At 66.5% G+C, this 20,200-nt stretch carries 21 protein-coding genes; 9 read left to right on the top strand and 12 right to left on the bottom strand.

Annotated elements, in window-relative coordinates; genetic code table 11:
* The first annotated feature begins 50 nt into the window (after window positions 1-50).
* The 3 genes from AB5S05_RS17995 to AB5S05_RS17985 all read left to right on the top strand — a co-directional run bounded on the left by AB5S05_RS17995 (window position 51) and on the right by AB5S05_RS17985 (window position 1,794).
* Complete coding sequence (locus AB5S05_RS17995) at window positions 51-581, top strand: hypothetical protein (RefSeq protein ID WP_369288896.1); 531 nt, start codon at window positions 51-53, stop codon at window positions 579-581.
* Window positions 582-591: 10 nt separating this feature from the next.
* Entirely contained in the window at window positions 592-930 is a 339-nt protein-coding gene (locus tag AB5S05_RS17990; RefSeq protein WP_369288895.1) for a TfoX/Sxy family protein, read from the top strand.
* Window positions 931-1,098: 168 nt separating this feature from the next.
* Entirely contained in the window at window positions 1,099-1,794 is a 696-nt protein-coding gene (locus AB5S05_RS17985; protein ID WP_369288894.1) for a CTP synthase C-terminal region-related (seleno)protein, read from the top strand.
* Between the two features lie 11 nt (window positions 1,795-1,805).
* On the opposite strand, the gene AB5S05_RS17980 is transcribed toward AB5S05_RS17985, so the two are convergent.
* The 7 genes from AB5S05_RS17980 to AB5S05_RS17950 form a co-directional block, all read right to left on the bottom strand.
* The gene (locus AB5S05_RS17980) at window positions 1,806-2,975 is read right to left on the bottom strand and encodes an iron-containing alcohol dehydrogenase (protein ID WP_369288893.1); all 1,170 of its coding nucleotides are present in this window, start codon (window positions 2,973-2,975) and stop codon (window positions 1,806-1,808) included.
* Between the two features lie 8 nt (window positions 2,976-2,983).
* Window positions 2,984-4,372, bottom strand: coding sequence for an aldehyde dehydrogenase family protein (locus AB5S05_RS17975; protein ID WP_369288892.1), 1,389 nt, complete (start codon window positions 4,370-4,372; stop codon window positions 2,984-2,986).
* Window positions 4,373-4,443: 71 nt separating this feature from the next.
* Window positions 4,444-5,817, bottom strand: coding sequence for a glutamine synthetase family protein (locus tag AB5S05_RS17970; RefSeq protein WP_369288891.1), 1,374 nt, complete (start codon window positions 5,815-5,817; stop codon window positions 4,444-4,446).
* Between the two features lie 152 nt (window positions 5,818-5,969).
* Window positions 5,970-7,013: a TRAP transporter substrate-binding protein gene (locus AB5S05_RS17965; RefSeq protein ID WP_369288890.1), complete on the bottom strand. Its 1,044-nt coding sequence runs from the start codon at window positions 7,011-7,013 to the stop codon at window positions 5,970-5,972.
* Between the two features lie 173 nt (window positions 7,014-7,186).
* The gene (locus AB5S05_RS17960) at window positions 7,187-8,512 is read right to left on the bottom strand and encodes a TRAP transporter large permease (RefSeq protein ID WP_369288889.1); all 1,326 of its coding nucleotides are present in this window, start codon (window positions 8,510-8,512) and stop codon (window positions 7,187-7,189) included.
* Window positions 8,512-9,018: a TRAP transporter small permease subunit gene (locus AB5S05_RS17955; RefSeq protein ID WP_369288888.1), complete on the bottom strand. Its 507-nt coding sequence runs from the start codon at window positions 9,016-9,018 to the stop codon at window positions 8,512-8,514. The genes AB5S05_RS17960 and AB5S05_RS17955 overlap by 1 nt, the downstream gene beginning before the upstream one ends.
* Before the next feature lie 89 nt (window positions 9,019-9,107).
* Entirely contained in the window at window positions 9,108-9,998 is an 891-nt protein-coding gene (locus tag AB5S05_RS17950) for an esterase/lipase family protein (RefSeq protein WP_369288887.1), read from the bottom strand.
* Between the two features lie 221 nt (window positions 9,999-10,219).
* Here AB5S05_RS17950 and AB5S05_RS17945 point away from each other — a divergent pair, with 221 nt between their 5' ends.
* The 6 genes from AB5S05_RS17945 to AB5S05_RS17920 all read left to right on the top strand — a co-directional run bounded on the left by AB5S05_RS17945 (window position 10,220) and on the right by AB5S05_RS17920 (window position 14,044).
* Complete coding sequence (locus AB5S05_RS17945) at window positions 10,220-10,348, top strand: hypothetical protein (protein WP_369288886.1); 129 nt, start codon at window positions 10,220-10,222, stop codon at window positions 10,346-10,348.
* 199 nt (window positions 10,349-10,547) lie between these two features.
* Entirely contained in the window at window positions 10,548-11,048 is a 501-nt protein-coding gene (ureE, locus tag AB5S05_RS17940) for an urease accessory protein UreE (protein WP_369288885.1), read from the top strand.
* 15 nt (window positions 11,049-11,063) lie between these two features.
* Window positions 11,064-11,738 carry an urease accessory protein UreF gene (locus AB5S05_RS17935; RefSeq protein ID WP_369288884.1) on the top strand — a complete coding sequence of 225 codons (675 nt, stop codon included), beginning with the start codon at window positions 11,064-11,066 and terminating at the stop codon, window positions 11,736-11,738.
* A 16-nt stretch (window positions 11,739-11,754) separates the two neighbouring features.
* Window positions 11,755-12,369 carry an urease accessory protein UreG gene (gene ureG / locus AB5S05_RS17930; protein WP_369288883.1) on the top strand — a complete coding sequence of 205 codons (615 nt, stop codon included), beginning with the start codon at window positions 11,755-11,757 and terminating at the stop codon, window positions 12,367-12,369.
* A 26-nt stretch (window positions 12,370-12,395) separates the two neighbouring features.
* On the top strand, window positions 12,396-12,968 hold the full coding sequence (locus AB5S05_RS17925) for a HupE/UreJ family protein (protein WP_369288882.1): 573 nt from the start codon (window positions 12,396-12,398) through the stop codon (window positions 12,966-12,968).
* A gap of 149 nt (window positions 12,969-13,117) precedes the next feature.
* Window positions 13,118-14,044 carry a glycerophosphodiester phosphodiesterase family protein gene (locus AB5S05_RS17920; RefSeq protein WP_369288881.1) on the top strand — a complete coding sequence of 309 codons (927 nt, stop codon included), beginning with the start codon at window positions 13,118-13,120 and terminating at the stop codon, window positions 14,042-14,044.
* A gap of 873 nt (window positions 14,045-14,917) precedes the next feature.
* Here the strand turns inward: AB5S05_RS17920 and AB5S05_RS17915 are convergent.
* The 5 genes from AB5S05_RS17915 to AB5S05_RS17895 all read right to left on the bottom strand — a co-directional run bounded on the left by AB5S05_RS17915 (window position 14,918) and on the right by AB5S05_RS17895 (window position 20,070).
* Window positions 14,918-15,634 carry an ABC transporter ATP-binding protein gene (locus AB5S05_RS17915; protein ID WP_369288880.1) on the bottom strand — a complete coding sequence of 239 codons (717 nt, stop codon included), beginning with the start codon at window positions 15,632-15,634 and terminating at the stop codon, window positions 14,918-14,920.
* Window positions 15,631-16,506 (bottom strand): ATP-binding cassette domain-containing protein, encoded by an 876-nt coding sequence (locus AB5S05_RS17910; RefSeq protein ID WP_369288879.1) that lies wholly within the window; start codon window positions 16,504-16,506, stop codon window positions 15,631-15,633. The genes AB5S05_RS17915 and AB5S05_RS17910 overlap by 4 nt, the downstream gene beginning before the upstream one ends.
* Window positions 16,503-17,789, bottom strand: a complete 1,287-nt coding sequence (livM, locus tag AB5S05_RS17905; RefSeq protein WP_369288878.1) for a high-affinity branched-chain amino acid ABC transporter permease LivM — start codon at window positions 17,787-17,789, stop codon at window positions 16,503-16,505. The genes AB5S05_RS17910 and livM overlap by 4 nt, the downstream gene beginning before the upstream one ends.
* 3 nt (window positions 17,790-17,792) lie before the next feature.
* Window positions 17,793-18,707, bottom strand: a complete 915-nt coding sequence (locus tag AB5S05_RS17900) for an ABC transporter permease subunit (RefSeq protein WP_369288877.1) — start codon at window positions 18,705-18,707, stop codon at window positions 17,793-17,795.
* 241 nt (window positions 18,708-18,948) lie between these two features.
* Window positions 18,949-20,070, bottom strand: a complete 1,122-nt coding sequence (locus tag AB5S05_RS17895; RefSeq protein WP_369288876.1) for a branched-chain amino acid ABC transporter substrate-binding protein — start codon at window positions 20,068-20,070, stop codon at window positions 18,949-18,951.
* Window positions 20,071-20,200 lie beyond the last annotated feature (130 nt).

Below are 20,200 nucleotides of genomic sequence, written 5' to 3'. Positions count from 1 at the left end.
CGCAAGCGGCTATCCTTGACGCCCTTATCCACCAACCCAGGAACCTCGGCATGCGCACCCAACTCGAAGAACTGATCGGCAAGATAAGCTCGGGCTGCATGCTGCCGGAGGAAGTGGCACGGATCGCCGACGAGGCCGCCCAGGCCTATGCCGACCCTCAGGCCTTCCTCGCCGCCAACCCGGACATCAACTACGACGACAGCTTCCCCATCCCGCTCGGCGAATGGGTGGTGGTCGGCAGCCTGCCGGACACCGTGCTGTTCCAGGCCGACAGCTACGACGCGCTGTTCCAGCAGATCCTCGACTCCTTCGGCCCCGAGGTCAGCTTCGTGCTCAAGCCCAAGCAGCTGGTAAAGGTCGAGCCGCTCAAGGCGCTCAACCGCATTCAAGTGCAGCTCTCCAGCCTGTCGCCGGAAACCCAGGGCTATGTGTTGCTGGACTTCAGCGAGCCGCTGGACGACGAACTGCAGGCCGTGCTGGTGTACCGCAGCGACCTGGAACGGGTGCTGGAGCTGGCGGTGGAAGTGGGCATCTACGCCGCGCCGGCCTACGAGGCGATGAAAGCCGCCCAGGCCGAGTAGAGGCGCAGCCATGGCATACGACGAAGGCCTGGCCGAAAGGCTGCGGGACGCCCTGCAAGGCCAGGCGGATATCAGCGAGAGGAAGATGTTCGGCGGCCTGGCCTTTCTGTCGCGCGGCCATATGGTCGTCGGCATTCTGGGTGATGTACTGATGGCCCGCGTGGGGCCGCAAGGCTATGCCCAGGCGCTGACCCTGCCCCATGTGCGCGAGATGGACTTCACCGGCAAGCCGATGCGCGGCTATGTGTTCGTCGACCCGCCGAGCTTCGAGCAGGACGCCGACCTGATCGCCTGGGTCGAGCGCTGCCTGGGCTGGGTGCAATCGCTGCCGGCCAAGCGCAGCCGATGACCCGGCGCACCTTCGCCACCCGGACATGACGCGAGGCACTGGCCCATCACTGCTGCGTTTCGCCCGCCACTGCGGCACTATCCACTGCGGCAGCATCCACTGCGGCAGCCTCCACTGCGGCAGCATCCACACACAGCCCCGTTGGCATCTCAAGGAAGGAAAAACGCCATGCGCCAGCACGTCACCCTCGGTTTGATCGGCGAATACGACGCCGGCGTCACCGCCCATCAAGCCATCCCCCCCGCCCTGGCCCTCGCCGCCCAGGCGTTGCAGATCACGGTGAATTTTCACTGGCTGGCCACCGACCAGATCGGCTCGCCCCAGGCGCTGGCGCGCTTCGACGGCCTCTGGTGCGTGCCGGCTACGCCCTACCGCAGCATGGACGGCGCCTTGCTCGCCATCCAGCATGCGCGCGAGACCGGCCTGCCGTTTCTCGGCACCTGCGGCGGCTTTCAGCACGCCGTCGTCGAATACGCGCGCAACGTGCTCGGCTGGAGCGACGCTGAACACGCGGAAACCGCGCCGCAGGCGGCACGTGCCGTCATTTCCGCGCTGCACTGCGCATTGCTCGAGGTCAGCGAGCCGCTGCGGCTGCTACCCGGCAGCCGGCTCGCCAGCGCCTATGGCAGCGACGCGATCAGCGAAGGCTATCGTTGCCGCTTCGGCCTCAACCCGGCGTTCCAGGCGGCGCTGACCGCCGGCCCATTGCGGGCGGCGGCGACGGACGCCAATGGCGAGGTGCGGGCGGTGGAACTCGACGACCATCCGTTCTTCGTCGGCACCCTGTTCCAGCCGGAGCGGCGCGCACTCGGCGGCGCAGCCGCGCCACTGGTGCAGGCCTTCGTCAGCGCCTGCGCCGGCTGAGTCGGCCGCCGCTAGAGCTTGCCGCGCAAGGCGCGCTCGAACAGGGCGCTGTACTCGCCGGCACTGAAGGCGGTCGGGTTGGTCCCGGCCGAGGGATCGACCTCGGCCATCTGCCCGACCTGTTCGATACGACTGTCATCGATGCCGATATCGGCGAGGCTATGGGGGATGCCGACCTCGCTGCGCAGCTGCAGCACCCAGTCGAGCACCCCGGCGAAGCCCGGCTTGGCCAGGCCGAGGTAGCGCGCCAGGCGCTCCATCTGCGGGCCGATGCGCGCCTGGTTGGCCTGCAGCACATAGGGCATCAGCACCGCGTTGAGCAGGCCGTGGTGGGCGTCGTAGAGCGCGCCCAGCGGGTGGGCCAGGGCGTGCATGGCGCCGAGTCCGCGTTGGAAGGCGGTGGCGCCCATGGTCGAGGCCACCAGCATCTGCAGGCGTGCCTCGACATCCGCGCCATGGCTTACCGCCCGCGGCAGGTACTGCTGGACCAGGCGCATGCCTTCCAGGGCGATGCCCTCGGCCATGGGGTGAAACAGCGGCGAGCAGTAGGCCTCCAGGCTGTGCGAGAGGGCATCCATGCCGGTGGCGGCAGTGACCTTGGCCGGCAGGCCGAGGGTCAGCTGCGGGTCGAGGATGACCAGCGCCGGCAGCATCCGCGCGTGGAAGATGATGCGCTTGATGTGTTCGACCTCGTCGGTGATCACCGAGGCGCGACCGACTTCCGAGCCGGTGCCGGCGGTGGTCGGCACCGCCACCACCGGGGCCATGCCGGCGACATTGACCCGGTTGCAGTTGTCGCCGACGTCCTCGAAGTCCCACAGCGGGCGGCTCTGGCCGACCATCAGGGCGATGGCCTTACCGGCATCCAGCGCCGAGCCGCCGCCGAAGGCGATCACCCCGTCGTGGCCGCCGGCCTTGAACGCGGCGACGCCGTCCATCACGTTCTGCCCGGTGGGGTTGCCCTTGATCGCCGAGAACAACCCGGCCTTGAGGCCGTCGTCGCGGCACTGCAGCAGCGCCTGATCGATCATCGACAGGGCCGCCAGGCCGGGGTCGGTGACCAGCAAGGGCGCGCTCATGCCCAAGGCGCGACAGGCCTCGGGCAGCTCGGTGATGCGCCCGGGACCGACGCGCACCGAGGTCGGGTAGTTCCAGTTCATGCGGTATTGATTCGGGTCCATGGCGCGCCTCACAGCGTGGTCTTGAAGTGGAAGGATTTCGGCCGGGTCAGGTGCTCGTAGCCGATGCTCGACAGGCTGCAGCCGCGTCCGGAGTGCTTCACCCCGGTCCAGGCCAGGGCCGGATCCAGGTAGTCGCAGCGATTGAGGAACACCGTGCCGGCCTCGACCCGGTCGGCCAGGGCCAGGGCGCCCTCGACATCGCGACTGAAGATAGCCGCGGTGAGGCCGAACGCGCTGTCGTTCATCAGGGCCAGGGCCTCCTCGTCGTCCTTGACCTTCTGGATGCCGACCACCGGGCCAAAGGACTCCTCGGTCATCACCCGCATGCCGTGGTAGACGTTGGTCAACACCTGCGGTGCCAGGTAGGCGGAGCCGGGACGGTCGAGGGGGAAATCGGCCGGGTCGATGTGGGCGATCGCGCCCTGGGCCACGGCCTCGTTGATCTGCCGGCGGACGAAATCCGCCGCCTCGCTGCGCACCAGCGGGCCGAGAGTGGTTTGCGGGTCGTCGGAACGCCCCAGCCGGTATTGCCTGACCAGCGCCACCGCCTGCTCGACGAAGGCGTCATACAGCGACTCGTGCACGTAGATGCGCTCGATGCCGCAGCAGGACTGCCCGGAATTGAAAAACGCACCGTCGATGCTGGTTTCCACCGCGTGGGCCAGATCGGCATCGGCACGCACGTAGGCCGGGTCCTTGCCGCCCAGTTCCAGGCCGACGCTGATGAAACGCCCGGCGGCCGCCCGCTCGACCATGGCGCCACCCGGCACCGAGCCGGTGAACGCCACGTGCTGGATAGTCGGTGCCTTGATCAGCTGCTCGGTGTCGGCGTGGCTGAGGTGCAGGTACTGGAACACCCCCTCGGGCAGGCCGGCCTCGGCGAACACCTCGACCATGCGCTCGGCACACAGCGGAGTCTGCGCCGAATGCTTGAGCAGCACCGGATTGCCGGCCAGCAGCGCCGGCACCACCGCGTTCACCGCGGTCAGGTAGGGATAGTTCCAGGGGGCCACGACCAGGGCCACGCCCAGCGGCTCGCGGCGGATGAAACGGATGAACCCAGGCTTGTCCGGCAGCTCGATGTCGGCCAGGGCGCGCTCGGCGATATCGGCCATGTGGCTGGCGCGCTCGACGAAGCCGCGGATCTCGCCGGCGCAATAGCGGATCGGCCGGCCCATCATCCAGCACAACTCCTCGGCGAGCTGCTCCTCCTTGGCGGCAAAGGCGGCGATGGCCAGCCGCGTGATGGCCGCGCGCTCGGCCACCGGGGTCTGTTTCCAGCCCGACTGGGCCTCTTCGGCCTTGGCCAGGGCGGCCTGGATCTCGGAGTTGGACGCCAGATGACGCTCGACGTACAGCGAGCCGTCGATCGGCGAAATGCACTGCAACTTGCTCATTGCCACGCTCCAGAACGGATCACGCGGACGCGCCCTGACCGCCTCGCGGGACGGCCGGGATGCGCCGCGTGTCAGATGATTTCGAAGTAGCGATCCAGTTCCCAATCGCTGACATGCCGGCGGTACTCACGTTCCTCCCATTCGCGGCTCGCGGCGAAATGCTCGACGAACGGGTCGCCGAACAGCTCACGTGCCGCCGTGGAGGCCTTCAGCCGCTGCGCCGCATCCCACAGGGTGCGTGGCAGGGCCAGCTCGGGCGGATGCTTCTGCGCGTAGGCGTTGCCCGACACCGGCTCGCTCGGCTCCCACTGCTGCATCACCCCGTACAGGCCGGAGCCGATCGCCACCGACAGGGCCAGGAAGGGGTTGCCGTCCGCGGCGCCGAGGCGATACTCCTGGCGCTGCGACTTGTCGCTGCCGGGAATCACCCGCAGCGCCGCGGTTCGGTTCTCCACGCCCCAGGTGGCGTCGGTCGGCGCCCAGAAACCGGGGATCAGGCGCCGGTAGCTGTTCAGGGTCGGCGCCACCATGCACAGAAACTCTGGCATCAGGCGCTGCTGGCCGGCGAGGAACTGGCGCTGGATCTGGCTCATGTTGTGCGGCTGGCTGGGGTCGTGGAACGCCGACTTGCCGCTCGCCCGGTCCCGTAGCGAAACGTGGATATGCCCGCTCTGCCCCGGGTACTTGCCCGACCATTTGGCCATGAAGGTGGCCATCAGGCCGTTGCGCTGGGCCAGTACCTTCATGAAGGTCTTGAACAGCGCTCCCTTGTCCGCCGCAGCTTCGGCATGATCGTAGGCGATGGCCGCCTCGAGTACGCCGGGACCGGTCTCGGTATGCAGGCCCTCGATGGGAAAATCCATTTGCTCGGCCACCTCGAGGATCTCGTGATACAGCTCGGCGTGCACCGAATTGCGGATCATCGAGTAGCCGAACCAGTCCGGGGTGAACGGCTTGAGGTTGCGAAAGCCCTTCTCCCTTGCCGACTCGGGGGTTTCCTCGAACATGAAGAACTCGTACTCCAGCGCGGCGAAGGGATCGAAGCCCATTGCCTGACAGCGCTCGACCACCCGCCGCAGGGTGCCGCGCGGACAGACCGCCTCGGCCTGCTCGGCGAACTCGCAGATGAACAGCAGCATGCCGTTCTCGAAGGGAATGTCGCGACAGGTGTGCGGCAGCACCCGCACCGGCGCGTCCGGATAGCCGGTGTGCCAGCCGGTATAGCTGGCGTTGTCGTAGAGCTGGTCCTTGACGTCCCAGCCCAGCACCACGTCGCAGAAGGCGAAGCCCGATTCGAGGGCCGAGAAAAACTTGCTGCGGCTCAGGTACTTGCCGCGCATCACCCCATCGTTGTCGAACACCCCGACCTTGACGTGACTGAGCCCGCGCTCCTCAACGATGCGCTTGGCGTCGACGCTGGTCTTTACATCCCGCGGATTGAGCATATTCACCCCTTCATCTTGTTATTGCCGACATCCCCTGTCGGCTGCCTACGCCCGACGCCCCTGCCTTGCAGCACAAGCACCTGCCCCAATGAACGCGCCGCGCCCGCCACCGCGGCTCGGCAGCCGGGGCCGCGGGCGTACTGAGCACCGTTTCAATAGCGGTAGGGAGGGCCGGCCTTTTCCATCAGGGCGTTGTACTTCTTGAAGATCTCCACCACCTTGGCGCTGCGCGGGCTGGCCTTGGCGATCTCGTCCCAGAACTTGCGCGCCTCGTTCTCCACCGTCTTCCACTCCGCATCGGGAATGGTGGTCAGCTCGAGCTTGCCGCCCTCGACCCGCAGCTGCGCCTCACCGCCCCAGTACCAGTGCTGGCGGTAGTAGTGGGAGCTGTCCATGCACAGCTTGAACAGGGTCTTGAGATGTTCCGGCACCTCGGCCCACTTCTCGGAGTTGGCGAAGTAGGAGCCGATCCAGGCCCCGGAGATGTTGTTGGTGAGAAAGTACTTGGTGACGTTGGCCCAGCCGACGGTGTAGTCCTCGGTGATGCCCGACCAGGTGATGCCGTCCAGTTCGCCGGTCTGTACCGCCACCTCGACGTCTTCCCAGGGCAGGGTCACCGGGATCACGCCGAAGCGGGCGAGGAACTTGCCGGCGGTGGGAAAGGTGAAGATGCGCTTGCCCTTGAGGTCGGCCAGGCTGCGAATCGGCTCGACGGTGGCGAAGTGGCAGGGGTCCCAGGCACCGGCCCCGAGCCAGGTGACACCCTCGACCTCGCCGTAGGCCTCCTCCCAGATCTGCCGCAGGCCGTATTTCTCGAACAGCACCGGCACATCCAGGCTGTAGCGGGTGGCGAAGGGGAAGTAGCCGCCGAACACCGACACGTCCACCGGTGCGGCGATGGAATCGTCGTCACTCTGCACCGCGTCTATGGTGCCGCGCTGCATGGCGCGGAACAGCTCGCCCGTGGGCACCAGCTGGTCGGCGAAGTACAGCTGGATCTCCATCTGCCCCTGGGCCGCCTGGTTGAAGGCATCGATGGACGGCTTGATCACGTGCTCGGCCAGGGCCGGACCGGCATAGGTCTGCAGGCGCCAGGTGATCTTCTTCGGCTCGGCGGCGTAGATATGCGCCGAGCCCAGGGCCGAGGCCCCGGTCGCGACCGCGGCGGTCTGCAGGAATTTGCGTCTCGTACTCATGCTGTCATCTCCAATGATGTCGATTCAGATGTCATACCACCGCATAGCACTACTGCGACCCGGCAAGGTCGGTGCAGCGTTTTCAGGAGGGCAGATGGCCGCCGAGGGAGGTTATGCCTGGGGGCCTTTCCACTATCCAATCCTCATTGCCTGCCTAGCCTGAATTCTGTCGGTCAGCGCGCGTAGTGCCACTGCGGCAGCCACAGCGCCAACTGGGGGAAAACCATCACCAGCACCAGCGCCAGGATCATCACCAGGACGAAGGGCGTGACCGAGACGTAGATATCCCTGAGCGTGACCTCCGGCGGGGCCATGGCGCGCATCAGGAACAGGTTGTAACCGAACGGCGGGGTCATGTAGGCGATCTGGCAGGTGATGGTATAGAGCACGCCGTACCAGATCAGGTCGAAGCCCAGCGCTCCCACCAGCGGCACATAGAGCGGCGCGACTATCACCAGCATGGCCGTGTCATCGAGGAACATGCCCATGAGGATGAACGACAGCTGCATCATGATCAGCACCTGCCAGGGCCCCAGGCCCAGGCGGTCGATAAAGAAGCCCTCGATCGCCTTGACCGCGCCCAGGCCGTCGAACACCGCGCCGAAGCACAGGGCGGCGAGGATGATCCACATGAACATGCAGGTGATGCCCAGGGTCTTGCGCAGGGTTTCCTCCATCACCTGGGCGGTCAGCCGGCGCTTCACCAGGGCCGCCAGGGTAGCCGCCGCGGCGCCCACCGCCGAGCTTTCCACCAGGCTGGTGATGCCCATCAGGAACAGGCCGGTCATCGAGAAGAAGATGAACAGCGGCGCGATGCCGGCCTTGAGCAGACGCAGCTTCTCGCCCCAGCCGATCTGCTGGCGCTCCTCCTCCGGCAGCGCCGGGCCGAGGGACGGATTGAGGCGGCAGCGGATGACGATATAGAGCACGAACAGGGTCGCCATCATCAGCCCCGGAAAGACTCCGGCCAGCCACAGCTGGCCCACCGGCTGGCGGGCGATCATGCCGTAGAGCACCAGCACCACGCTGGGCGGGATGAGAATGCCCAGGGAGCTGCCGGCCTGGATCACCCCGGTGACCATGATCTTGTCGTAACCGCGGCGCAGCAGTTCCGGCAGGGCGATGCTGGCGCCGATGGCCATGCCGGCGACGCTAAGGCCGTTCATCGCCGAGATCGCCACCATCAGGCCGATGGTGCCGATGGCCAGGCCGCCGTGCAGCGGGCCCATCCAGACGTGGAACATGCGGTAGAGGTCTTCGGCCAGACCCGACTCGGAGAGCATGTAGCCCATGTACACGAACATCGGCAGGGTCAGCAGCGGGTACCACTTCATCAGCTTCATGGCCGCGCTGAAGGCGACTTCCGCGCCGCCGTCGCCCCACAGCAGCAGGGCAGCCGCCACCGCGACGAAGCCGATGGCGCCGAATACCCGCTTGCCGGTGAGCAACAGCAACATCATCGAGGAGAACATCAGCAGGGCGATGAGCTCATAACTCATTACAGCGTCTCCCCGCGGGCCGCAGCCAGGTCCTTGAAGAAGGTGGCGATCGACTGCAGCAGCATCAGCGCCACGCCGAGGGTCATGATGATCTTGATCGGCGCCATATAGGGCGACCAGGCCGAGTAGCTGGTTTCGCCGTACTGCAGCGCGTACTGGGTAGAGGAGATGCCGCCGTAGAGCAGGAACACCAGGTAGAAGATCAGGAAGCCGACGGTGATGGCGTCCATGATCGCCGCGGTGCGTGGCGACCAGCGGCTGTAGAACAGGTCCATGCGCACATGGGCGTCGAGCTGCATGGAGTAGCCGCCACCGAGCAGGAAGTAGGCGACCATCAGGAACTGCGCGGTCTCCAGGGTCCAGATCGCCGGATCGGCGAAGGTCTTGCTGACCGAGGAGTACAGCAGCACGGCGAGCATGACGAAGATCAGGTACATGGCGAAGCGGCCAACCACGCGATTGATCGCGTCCACCACCCTGACGAACCCCCGAATGGCCCTAGGCATGCAGCTCCCTCTGAATGAGTTGTTGTCTGGTCAGACTAGTCGAAGATTGGCCAATGCCAACCTGGCCGCCCTGACGCAACCGGGCGCCACTAGAGCCCGGCATCGCACAGGCGCCGGGCATGGGCGACAAACAGGCCGACCGGATCGGCGCCCTTGCCGACCAGGCCGAAGCTCTGGTTGATGATGTCGAAGTGATCCAGCGGGAAGTCATCGCCGATCACAGTGCCCAGGTGCGAGCTGTAGCGGCCGACCATGCCATCGCACTGACCGGCCTCGCGGCGAAAGGTGCGGGCGAACAGGCGGCAGAACCGGTTGGGGCCGTCCAGGCGATTAGCGCCGCGATCGGTCAGCCCGGGCTGCAGGGTGCCGGACCAGGAGTAATAGCGCACGCCATCGACCAGTTCCGCGCCCTGGCCACCCCAGGTCTCGGGCAGGCCCTGCGGATGGCAGGCATTGAAGGCGGCCACTCCGGCCGTGGTCAGCGACTGCTGCGCGGCCAGCGCGTCGATCGGCAGCCGCGGGCCGCGGTAGCCGCTTTCCAGCCAGCCCATGCAACGCGCCAGCGCCCCCATCAACGCCGCCAGCAGGCGCTCGCGCAGGCTGCCGGGCGGCGCCAGGCGCTGGATGAAGTCGGCCAACTCCGAGCCCTGGTTGGGCCCAGCCAGCGACGTCACCGAGGCCACCCACTCGGGCCTCAGGGCCGCCGCATAGCGGGCGGTCAGCGCCCCCTGGCTGTGGCCGATCAGGTGCACCCTCTGCGCGCCGGTTTCGCTCAGCACCCGCGCGATCTGGGCAAGCAGCTGCTCGCCGCGCACCTCGGTCGAATGCAGCGGCGACACCAGCACCGGAAACACCTGGGCTCCCAGCCGGCGCAATGCCGAGACGATACCGAACCAGTACGGATAGCCCAGCAGGCGGACGAAGCCAAACAGGCCCGGCACCAGCACCAGGGGATAACGCGGCGCCGCATGCTTGGACATGGCCAAGCCTCCCAGGTCGACCCGCTCGCGCCAGCCAGGCGAACGAGAGGATAAAAGTCGCGAAAATTCGGTAAATGACCGGCTCAGCGCGGCGAAGTCCAGGCTTGTCGCCTGCATCGAGCGCATCGATAGACACTATCGCGCCGTTCGACTTCTGCTGTTCGCCGCAATCCTTAGTATGGGCTCCGGTAGCCATCGATCCCCACCTGGAGGAGCCCATCATGAAAACTGCCCTCGCCCTGAGCCTGCTGCTGGGCCTGTTCGCCAGCAACGCCTTCGCCCTGCCGAGCGACGAGCCCATGCAATTGCTCGGCGAACTGACACCGAGCCAGGCAAGCCTGCTGCCTTGATTCGCCGGCGGCAGCGGTCGGCCGCCGCCGTAGCGGATGCACCATAACGAGACACGCAGTGGCGCAGCGCACCAAATAAAACCTGACCGATGCCCCAACTCCTGCCAGCGAGCCGGCGCCAGCCGCCTGCGGGCCCGAATCCGGCGGTTTGGCAAGGGCCTTGCTCTGTCATTGCCATCGACCCGCCGGAAACTGCCCCATGCTGGTGATCCACCAACGCACTGCCGCCCGGGAAACCTGGGATGCCGAACTCGAACTGACCTTCGAGGCCCGCAGCAAGAGCCGCCTGCGCTGCTTCACCACCCAGGGTGAAGAGGTCGGCCTGTTCCTCGAGCGCGGCCAGCCGCCGCTGCACGACGGCGAATGCCTGCAGGCCCAGGACGGTCGCATCGTTCGCGTGCGGGCCCGCCCCGAGCAGCTGCTGCACGTCACCTGCAGCAGCCCCTTCGAACTGATGCGCGCCGCCTATCACCTGGGCAACCGCCACGTCGCCCTGCAACTGGGCGAGGGCTGGCTGCGCCTGCCCGATGACTATGTGCTCAAGGCCATGCTCGAACAGCTCGGTGCCCGCGTCGAAACCGTCGAGGCGCCCTACCAGCCCGAGCATGGCGCCTACGGCGGCGGCCACCACCATTCCCACGCCGGCGACGCCGAGTTCAGCTACGCGCCGCGCCTGCACCAGTTCGGTGGGCGCACATGAGCCAGGGGCGCGACCGTGAATAGCGCCTGGGCACTCCTCAGACTGGCCAGCCCGCAGCTGCCGATCGGTGGCTACAGCTATTCACAGGGGCTGGAGCTGGCGGTCGAGCACGGCCCGGTCGACGGCCCGGACAGCGCCCGGCGCTGGATCGCCGACCAGCTGCTGTTCAACCTGGCGCGCTTCGAGGCGCCGCTGTTGCTGGCGCACTGCGCAGCGGCCGCCGCCGGCGACTGGGACGAACTGCAGGCGCTGGCCGAGCACCAGCGCGCCAGCCGCGAAACCCGCGAGCTGCGCCTGGAGAGCCGGCAGATGGGTTACTCGCTGGCCCAGTTGCTCGACGGCCTGCCCGAGCTGGACCTGGCCGGCCGGCAGATGCTCGCCCGGGTCCCGGAGCCCGGCCTGGCCCTGGCCTGGGCCCTGGCCGCACGCGCCTGGCGGATCGCCCCGCGCGATGCCCTGGCGGCCTGGCTGTGGGGCTGGCTGGAAAACCAGCTGGCGGTACTGATGAAGACCCTGCCGCTGGGCCAGCAGGCCGCCCAGCGTCTGACCTCGCAGCTGCTGCCCCTGCTCGACCAGGCCCAGCATCAGGCCAGCGCCCTCGACTCCGAACACTGGGGCAGCGCCGCCTTCGGCCTGGCCCTGGCCAGCATGGCGCACGAGCGCCAGTACAGCCGTCTATTCCGCTCTTGATAAGGAAGACCCGAAGATGAACAGCCAACCCCTGCGCGTCGGCATCGGCGGCCCGGTCGGTTCCGGCAAGACCGCCCTGACCCTGGCCCTGTGCCTGGCCCTGCGCGAGCGCTACAACCTGGCCGTGGTGACCAACGACATCTACACCCAGGAAGACGCCCAGTTCCTGGTGCGCAATCAGGCCCTGGCGCCGGAGCGGATCATCGGCGTGGAAACCGGCGGCTGCCCGCACACGGCGATCCGCGAGGACGCCTCGATCAACCTGGAGGCAGTCGACCAGCTCAACCGGCGCGTTCCCGGCCTCGAGCTGATCATCGTCGAGTCCGGCGGCGACAACCTGTCGGCCACCTTCAGCCCCGAGCTGTCCGACCTGACCCTCTACGTGATCGACGTGTCGGCCGGCGACAAGCTGCCGCGCAAGGGTGGCCCGGGCATCTGCAAGTCCGACCTGCTGGTGATCAACAAGATCGACCTGGCGCCCCTGGTCGGCGCCTCCCTCGAGGTGATGGAGCGCGACACCCGGAAGATGCGCGGCGACAAGCCCTTCGTCTTCAGCAACCAGAAGACCGGCCAGGGCCTCGACGAGATCATCGCCTTCATCGAACGCCACGGCATGCTCGCCGTCGCCTGAAGCCCCCACTACGTAAGGAGACACCCATGAAGCTGCGCGCCCCGCTGATCGCCCTCCCCCTGCTGCTCGGTCCGGCCCTGGCCCTGGCCCATCCTGGCCATGCAGCATCCGGACTGATGGCCGGTCTGGCCCACCCGCTGCTGGGCCTGGATCACCTGCTGGCGATGTTCGCCATCGGTCTCTGGGCCGCTCAGCAGCGCGACGCGGCGCGCTGGGCAGTGCCGCTGAGCTTCGTCGCCAGCCTGCTGCTCGGCGGCCAAATGGGCTTCGCCGGCCTGCAGCTGCCGCTGCTCGAGAGCGGCATCGCCGGCTCGCTGCTGGCCCTCGGCCTGCTGGTGGCGTTGGCCGCGCGCCTGCCGCTGGCGGTCGGTGCCGGCCTGGCCGCGCTGTTCGGCCTGGGCCACGGCGTCGCCCACGGCCTGGAGCTGCCGGCACAGGCCAGCCCCTGGCTGTATGCCAGCGGTTTCGTCGTCGCCAGCGCCGCCCTGCACACCTGCGGTTACGCTCTGGCCCTACGGCTACCGCGGGCGGCCGCGCCGATGGTGCGCCTGGCTGGCGCGGCGTCGGCGCTCGGCGGCGCCTGGCTGCTGGCCGGCTGACCATCTCGCCGTCGCCCGGATGCCCCGGGCGACGGCGGTGGCCGCAAAGGTGCCTCGGTTGTCGCCATCCACCCCTCGCCCCGCGCCGAGACCTTTGTCATAGTCCCACTGTAGGCTGCGCCTCGTCCCCGAACAGTTGGAAACCGCCCATGCTGCGCTTCGCCCGCTTTCTCCTCGCCCCGCTGCTGCTGATCGCCATCGCCCTGCTGCTGTCCCTGACCAGCCGGCCGGCAGAGCGACCCGCCGTACTCGCCGCGCTCGGCGACCGTCCGCTGGTGATCGCCCATCGCGGCGGCCGCGGCCTCTGGCCGGAAAACAGCCTGTTCGCCTTCGAGCGGGCCAGCGCCCTGGGCGCGGACATGCTGGAGATGGACCTGCACCTGTCCAGCGACGGCGAGCTGGTGGTGATCCACGACGCCACTCTGGAGCGCACCACCAACGGCCAGGGCCCGGTGGCGGCGCTCAGCCTGGAACAGCTGCAGGCGCTGGACGCCGGCTATCGCTGGAGCGCCGACGGTGGCGAGAGCTACCCCTACCGCGGCCAGGGCATCCGCATCCCGACCTTCGCCGAGGTCCTCCAGCACTTCCCCGACACGCCCAAGGTCGTCGAGATCAAGGTCGCCGATGCCGGCCTGGAAGAACGCCTGTGCGAGGCCCTGACCCGCAGCGGCCAGCGCGACCGGGTGATCGTCGGCAGCTTCCATGAACGCAGCCTGAAACTGTTTCGCCAGAGCTGCCCCGGCGTCGCCACCTCGGCCGGCCCGGCCTCGGTACGCCTGCTGGTAGCGCTCGACTGGCTCGGCCTGGGCAGCCTGCTGTCGCCGTCCTATCAGGCCCTGCAGATCCCCGAACGCCACAATGGCCTGGCGATCGCCAGCGCCAGCCTGCTGCGCACCGCCTCGGGCCGCGGCCTCAACGTGCAGCTGTGGACCATCAACGAGCAGCCGGCCATGCGCCGCGTGCTGGATCTGGGGGCCAACGCCTTGATCACCGATTACCCGGACCGCGCCCTGCAGCTGCTCGGCCGCTCGACCCAGATAGGCGCGCTGAGCAATTATCCGGCGCTCACCCCGTAACACTGAGCGAAAAACAGCCAGTTTTGCCCGCACCTAGTCCTGCGTGACCTGGCGACAGCGATGCGCAGCTTATCCACAGTTCGCTCCACAGCGTTTCTGGATAAGTGCCCATCGGCTTGCCAAGGCCGGCGTGCAATCCATTGAAAATTCACGATTAATTCTTGACGGCTGACTACCAGGCATGCCCTGCGGGCCCGCCGTTGGTGACTGAACAAAAAACGCACAGAGCGCGCAAAGCCGCAGCGTATCTGGCCTCCGGCAAGCCATGCCGACCTTATCCACAACTCTACGCACAGTAGTCGTGGACAACTTTGCAGAACGCTCCACAGCCGTTGGATAAGTCCTTGTTTCGAGTCGCTGTATCCGACTGATCAATAAACCACCAGCGCGGCGCAGGGGCCAAGCGACAAGGCCTGCAGGGCGCTACACCCACCTTGTCCACAGCTCGGCCCACAGAGATGCTGGATAACTGCGCAAGCTCACTCGACATGGTGGGGCCGCGCTTTGACGGAGAGGCCGCCGAGCGATTGCACAAAAAACCAGCAGGTAGCGCAAAGCCACTACCGACGAGGGCTGCAGCCAGTCATGCCAAGCTTATCCACAACTCTGCACACAGCAGCCGTGGACAACTCAGGCGATTCCCGACGCCCTCGATCGAATTTCCAAGTAGCTGTTTTATTAGAAGAAAAGCCGGGCTGGTCAAATAACAGCCAGGGTCGCCGGAGCGCCGGCCGACGCGGCCTGCAGGGCCTTACCCGCACCTTATCCACAGATCGCTGCACAGTCTTTGTGGGCAAATAACGCAGGAGCAGCAGGGCGTTGTAATCAAAGGCGCGCGCGCCGGGGCGGCACGCGCGCGTGGAGGGCGAAGGATCAGTGCCCGCCGAGGTAGGCCTTGCGCACTTCCTCGTTGCCCAGCAGCTCCTCGCCGCTGCCACTGAGGCGGATCTCGCCATTGACCATCACGTAGCCACGGTTGGACAGGCGCAGGGCATGGTTGGCGTTCTGCTCCACCAGGAAGATGGTCATGCCCCCCTGGGCCAGTTCGCGCAGGGTCTGGAAGATCTGCTTGACCACGATCGGCGCCAATCCCAGGCTCGGCTCGTCCAGCAGCAGCAGCTTGGGCCGGCTCATCAACGCCCGGGCGATGGCGAGCATCTGCTGCTCGCCACCGGACATGGTCATGGCGCGCTGGTTGCGCCGCTCCTTGAGCCGCGGGAACAGCTCGAACATCGCCTGCATGTCCTGGCCGGCGTGCTTGTCGCCGATCGGGATGGTGCCCATCATCAGGTTCTCCTCGACGCTCATGTCGGGGAACACCCGCCGGCCTTCCGGCGACTGGGCGATGCCGTTGGAGGCGACGTAGTGCGAGGACTTCAGGGTGATGTCGGTGCCGCGGTAGAGGATCTGCCCGGAGGCGGCACGTGGCTGGCCGAAGATCGACATCAGCAGGGTGGACTTGCCCGCCCCGTTGGCGCCGATCAGGCTGACCGTCTCGCCCTCGTCGATATGCAGGTCTACCTTCTTCAGGGCCTGGATCGGCCCATAGAACACATCCAGCTGTTTCAGTTCGAGGATCGGCTGACTCATACCAGTTCCTCCTCGTCGGCGCCCAGGTAGGCGGCGATCACTTTGGGGTCGTTACGGATCGCCTCGGGGCCGCCCTGGGCGATCACCAGGCCGTGGTCGAGGACGACGATATGGTCGGAGATGCTCATGACCATGCCCATGTCGTGCTCGATCAGCAGCACGGTCAGGTCGTGCTCGTCGCGCAGCAGGCGGATGATCCGGCTGAGCGCCTCGGTTTCCTGCGGGTTGAGGCCGGCCGCCGGCTCGTCCAGGCAGATGATCTGCGGCCGCGTACACATGGCCCGGGCGATTTCCAGGCGGCGCTGCTGACCGTAGGACAACTCGCCGGCCAGACGGTTGGCGCAGTCGACCAGGTCGACCACCTCCAGCCAGTAGAAGGCGTGGTCCAGCGCCTGGCTCTCGGCCTTGCGAAAACCCGGGGTATTGAACACGCCGGCCAGCAGGTTGCGGTTGATCCACATGTGCTGGGCCACCAGCAGGTTCTCCACCACCGACATCTCCTTGAACAGGCGGATGTTCTGGAAGGTGCGCGCCAGACCGGCACGGTTGACCAGGTGGGTACCGCCGAACATCTTGTAGTACAGGCGGCTGAAGAACTTCGGCGGGGAGACGAAGTCGCCCAGGGCGAAGGGTTCGCCGAGCACCTTGATCACGTCGGTGGTCTTGCCCCGGGCGTTGAGCTTGATGCTGCCACCGGTGGCGCTGTAGAAGCCGGTCAGGCAGTTGAATACCGTGGTCTTGCCCGCACCGTTGGGGCCGATCAGGGCCGAGATGGAATTGCGCTTGATGGTCAGGCTGACATCGTTCAGCGCCTTGATCCCGCCGAAGTGCATCGCCAGGCGGTCGACCGAGAGGACAATTTCTTCGCTCATGGCGCTACTCCTTGACGTGGTTGTACTCCGCTGCGGCTGACCCGGATCAGCCCGCGCGGGCGCCAGATCATCATCAGCACCATCAGCACGCCGAACAGCAGCACCCGGTATTCGGCGAAGCTGCGCAGCAGCTCCGGCGCAACGGTCAGGACGAACGCCGCGAGCACCACGCCGACGGTCGAACCCATGCCGCCGAGCACCACGATGGCGAGGATCAGCGCCGACTCGAAGAAGGTGAACGAGGCCGGGTTGACGAAGCCCTGGTAGCTGGCGAAGAACACCCCGGCCAGGCCGGCGGTGGAAGCGCCGATCATGAACGCCGAGAGCTTGACCAGCACGTGGTTCAGGCCCATGGCACGGCAGGCGATCTCGTCCTCGCGCAAGGCTTCCCAGGCGCGGCCGACCGGCATGCGGGTCAGGCGATGCTTGATGTAGAGCACCAGCATGACCACCAGGAACAGCACCAGGTAGATGAACATGAACTTCAGGTTGGAGTCGTAGGGAATACCGAAGAACTCGTGGAAGGGCACGCCACCGTCCTTGGCCCGGCGGGTGAATTCCAGGCCCATGAAGCTCGGCGAGGGCACCGACATGCCATTCGGCCCGCCGGTAAAGTCCAGCCAGTTGTTCAACACCAGGCGGATGATCTCGCCGAAGCCGAGGGTGACGATGGCCAGGTAGTCGCCGTGCATGCGCAGCACCGGGAAGCCGAGGATGCCCCCGGCCATGGCGGCTGCCACGGCCGCCAGCGGCAGCACCGACCAGAAGCCCAGACCGAGGTATTCATAGCCCAGCGCCAGGCCGTAGGCGCCGATGGCGTAGAAGGCCACGTAGCCCAGATCGAGCAGGCCGGCCAGGCCGACCACGATGTTAAGGCCGAGGCCGAGCAGCACGTAGATCAGGCCGAGGATGACCACGGTCAGCAGGTACTTGCCGGCGAAGAACGGAAACACCAGGGCGATCACCACCAGCAGCGGGACGACCCAGCGCAACTGACTCTTGTGGTCCGGCGCCAGCACATGCACGCCGGAGCCCGTGGTCTCGAAGCCGGCGAGGATTGCCAGGCCCTTGGGGGTCTGCAGGAACAGGCTGAGGAAGAAGCGACCGAGCATGACCACGCCGACGACCGCCGCCACCCGCTCCGTCTCCAGGTTGAAGGCATAGCCGTCGAGAACCACGCCGACGATCGGGCCGAACACGATCAGCGCGATCAGACCGGCGAGTACCGCGTCGACCAGGCTCTTTTTCACATCCAGACGTTTGCTTGCAAGGGTTGAGGACATTGGTTACACCTTCGCCACGTGGGGACGGCCCAACAGGCCCTGGGGACGGAAGATCAGGATCAACACCAGCAGCGAGAAGCTGAACACGTCCTTGTAGTCGGTGTTGACCATGCCGGAGAACTGCGCCTCGGCCACCCCGAGAATCAGGCCGCCGAGCATCGCCCCGGGCAGCGAGCCGATGCCGCCGAGCACCGCCGCGGTGAACGCCTTGATGCCGATGATGAAGCCGGCATAGAAGTCGAAGGTGCCGTAGTTCATGGTGATCAGCACGCCGGCCAGGGCCGCCATGGCCGCGCCGATGACGAACACGTAGGAGATCACCCGGTCGGTATTGATCCCGAGGATCGAGGCCATCTTGCGATCCTGCTGGGTCGCGCGGCACATGCGGCCGAGCTTGGTGTACTGGATCACGTAGGTCAGCAGCGCCATGCCGACGAAGGCGGCGATGAGGATGAACACCTTGGTGTAGGTCAGCTGCACGAAGCCTTCGCCGATGTGCAGCTTGAAGGCGCCCTCGAGCAGGGTCGGCACGCCTTGCTGGCGCGCGCCCTGGCTGATCTGCACATAGTTCTGCAACACCAGCGACATGCCGATGGCGCTGATCAGCGGCGCCAGGCGGGTGGAGTTGCGCAGCGGCTTGTAGGCCACCCGCTCGATCACCCAGCCGTACACGCCGGTGATGCAGATGGTGAACAGCAGCGTGCCGAGGATCAGCAGCGGAAAGGATTCGAGGCCGAAGTAGGCCAGCACGGCCAGGGTAATGGCCGAGAGGTAGGCGCTGATCATGTACACCTCGCCGTGGGCGAAGTTGATCATGCCGATGATGCCGTAGACCATGGTGTAGCCGATGGCGATCAGGCCATAGACCGCACCGAGCGTGAGCCCGTTGATCATTTGCTGCAGGAAGATACCGTCCATTGACTCAGTCTCGTCTGCTGGCGGGCCGGCCTTGTGGACCGGTCGCCTCAGGTGGTTTCAGACGGGTACTGCTGAGCGCCGCCGCACAGGATGCAGCGGCGGGCGGGGTCGACGACTCAGCAGTTCCCGGAAGGCTCTAACCGTCCAGGCGCACGGGCGCCTGAGCGGCTAGCCGAGCAAGACGCCAGCCGGGCCGGGCCATCCCAAGCGGGAAGGACCGGACCGGAGCGACGCCCTGAGCTTACTGCTGGTGGTATTTACCCTGATCGTCCCACTCGTAGACGACGTAGTCGGAGACCTTGAGGTCGCCCTTGGCGTCCCACTCCTTCTTGCCCATCACGGTCTCTACCGGATTGGCTTTCAGCCAGGCACTGGCCTTGGCGCTGTCGTTGCTGCCGGCGCCGTTGAAGGCTGCGGCCAGGGCCTGCACCGAAGCATAGGAGTAGAGGGTATAGCCTTCGGGCTCGAAGCCGTTGGCGCGGAACTTGTCGATCACCGCCTTGCCATCGGGGATCAGGCGCGGGTCGGCACCGAAGGTCATCAGCACGCCCTTGGTGTACTGCGGCCCGCCGGCGGTGGTGACCAGTTCGTCGGTGACGATACCGTCGCCGGAGAGGAAGGTCGCAGTCAGCCCCTGCTCACGCATCTGCCGCACCAATGGGCCGGCCTCGGCATGCAGACCGCCGAAATACACGACTTCGACGCCGGCGGCGCGCAGCTTGGTGACCAGCGCGTTGAAGTCTTTCTCGCCGCGGGTCAGGCCTTCGTAGATCACCTCGGTGACGCCGCGCTTGTTCAGCTGGGCCTTGGTCGCATCCGCCAGGCCCTGGCCATAGGTGTCCTTGTCGTGGATGATCGCGACCTTGCTGGCCTTGAGGGTATCGATGATGTAGTCGCCGGCGACGACGCCCTGCTGGTCGTCACGGCCACAGATACGGAACATGCCCGGCAGGCCGCGCTCGGTGACCTGCGGGTTGGTCGAGCCCGGGGTGATGGCGATGATCCCGGCCTCGTCATAGACCTCGGAGGCCGGAATGGTCGAAGAGGAGCAGAAGTGGCCAACCACACCATTGACGCCGTCCTGGTCGACCAGGCGGTTGGCCACGGACACTGCCTGCTTGGGCTCGCAGGCATCGTCGGCCTTGATCAGCTTGATCATCTCGCCGTTGACGCCGCCTGCTGCGTTGATGTCTTCGGCTGCCTGGGTCGCACCCCGCCAGTATTGTTCGCCGAAGGTGGCGTTGGCGCCGGTGTGCGGACCGGCAACGCCGATCACCAGATCAGCCTGAGCCAGGGAGGAAAGGCCCATGGCACTGGTGACGGCGAGCGCCAGAAAACCCTTTCTGAAAATCATCTGCGACATAGCTTTGTTACTCCATATGGTGGGTGTGAGTACTGCTACTTTTCTTTCTTGTTGATTGCTGCAAAGGGCAGGAGCAAATGACATGCCAGGGTTTTCTACAGGGAAAAACCCCGGCAGGAAAAGAGTTTTT

Source organism: Pseudomonas zhanjiangensis (genome assembly GCF_041027545.1).
GTDB classification, from domain to species: Bacteria; Pseudomonadota; Gammaproteobacteria; order Pseudomonadales; family Pseudomonadaceae; genus Aquipseudomonas; species Aquipseudomonas zhanjiangensis.
Note: the sequence above shows the minus strand (reverse complement) of the source record. Positions and strands in the feature narration are given on the sequence as shown.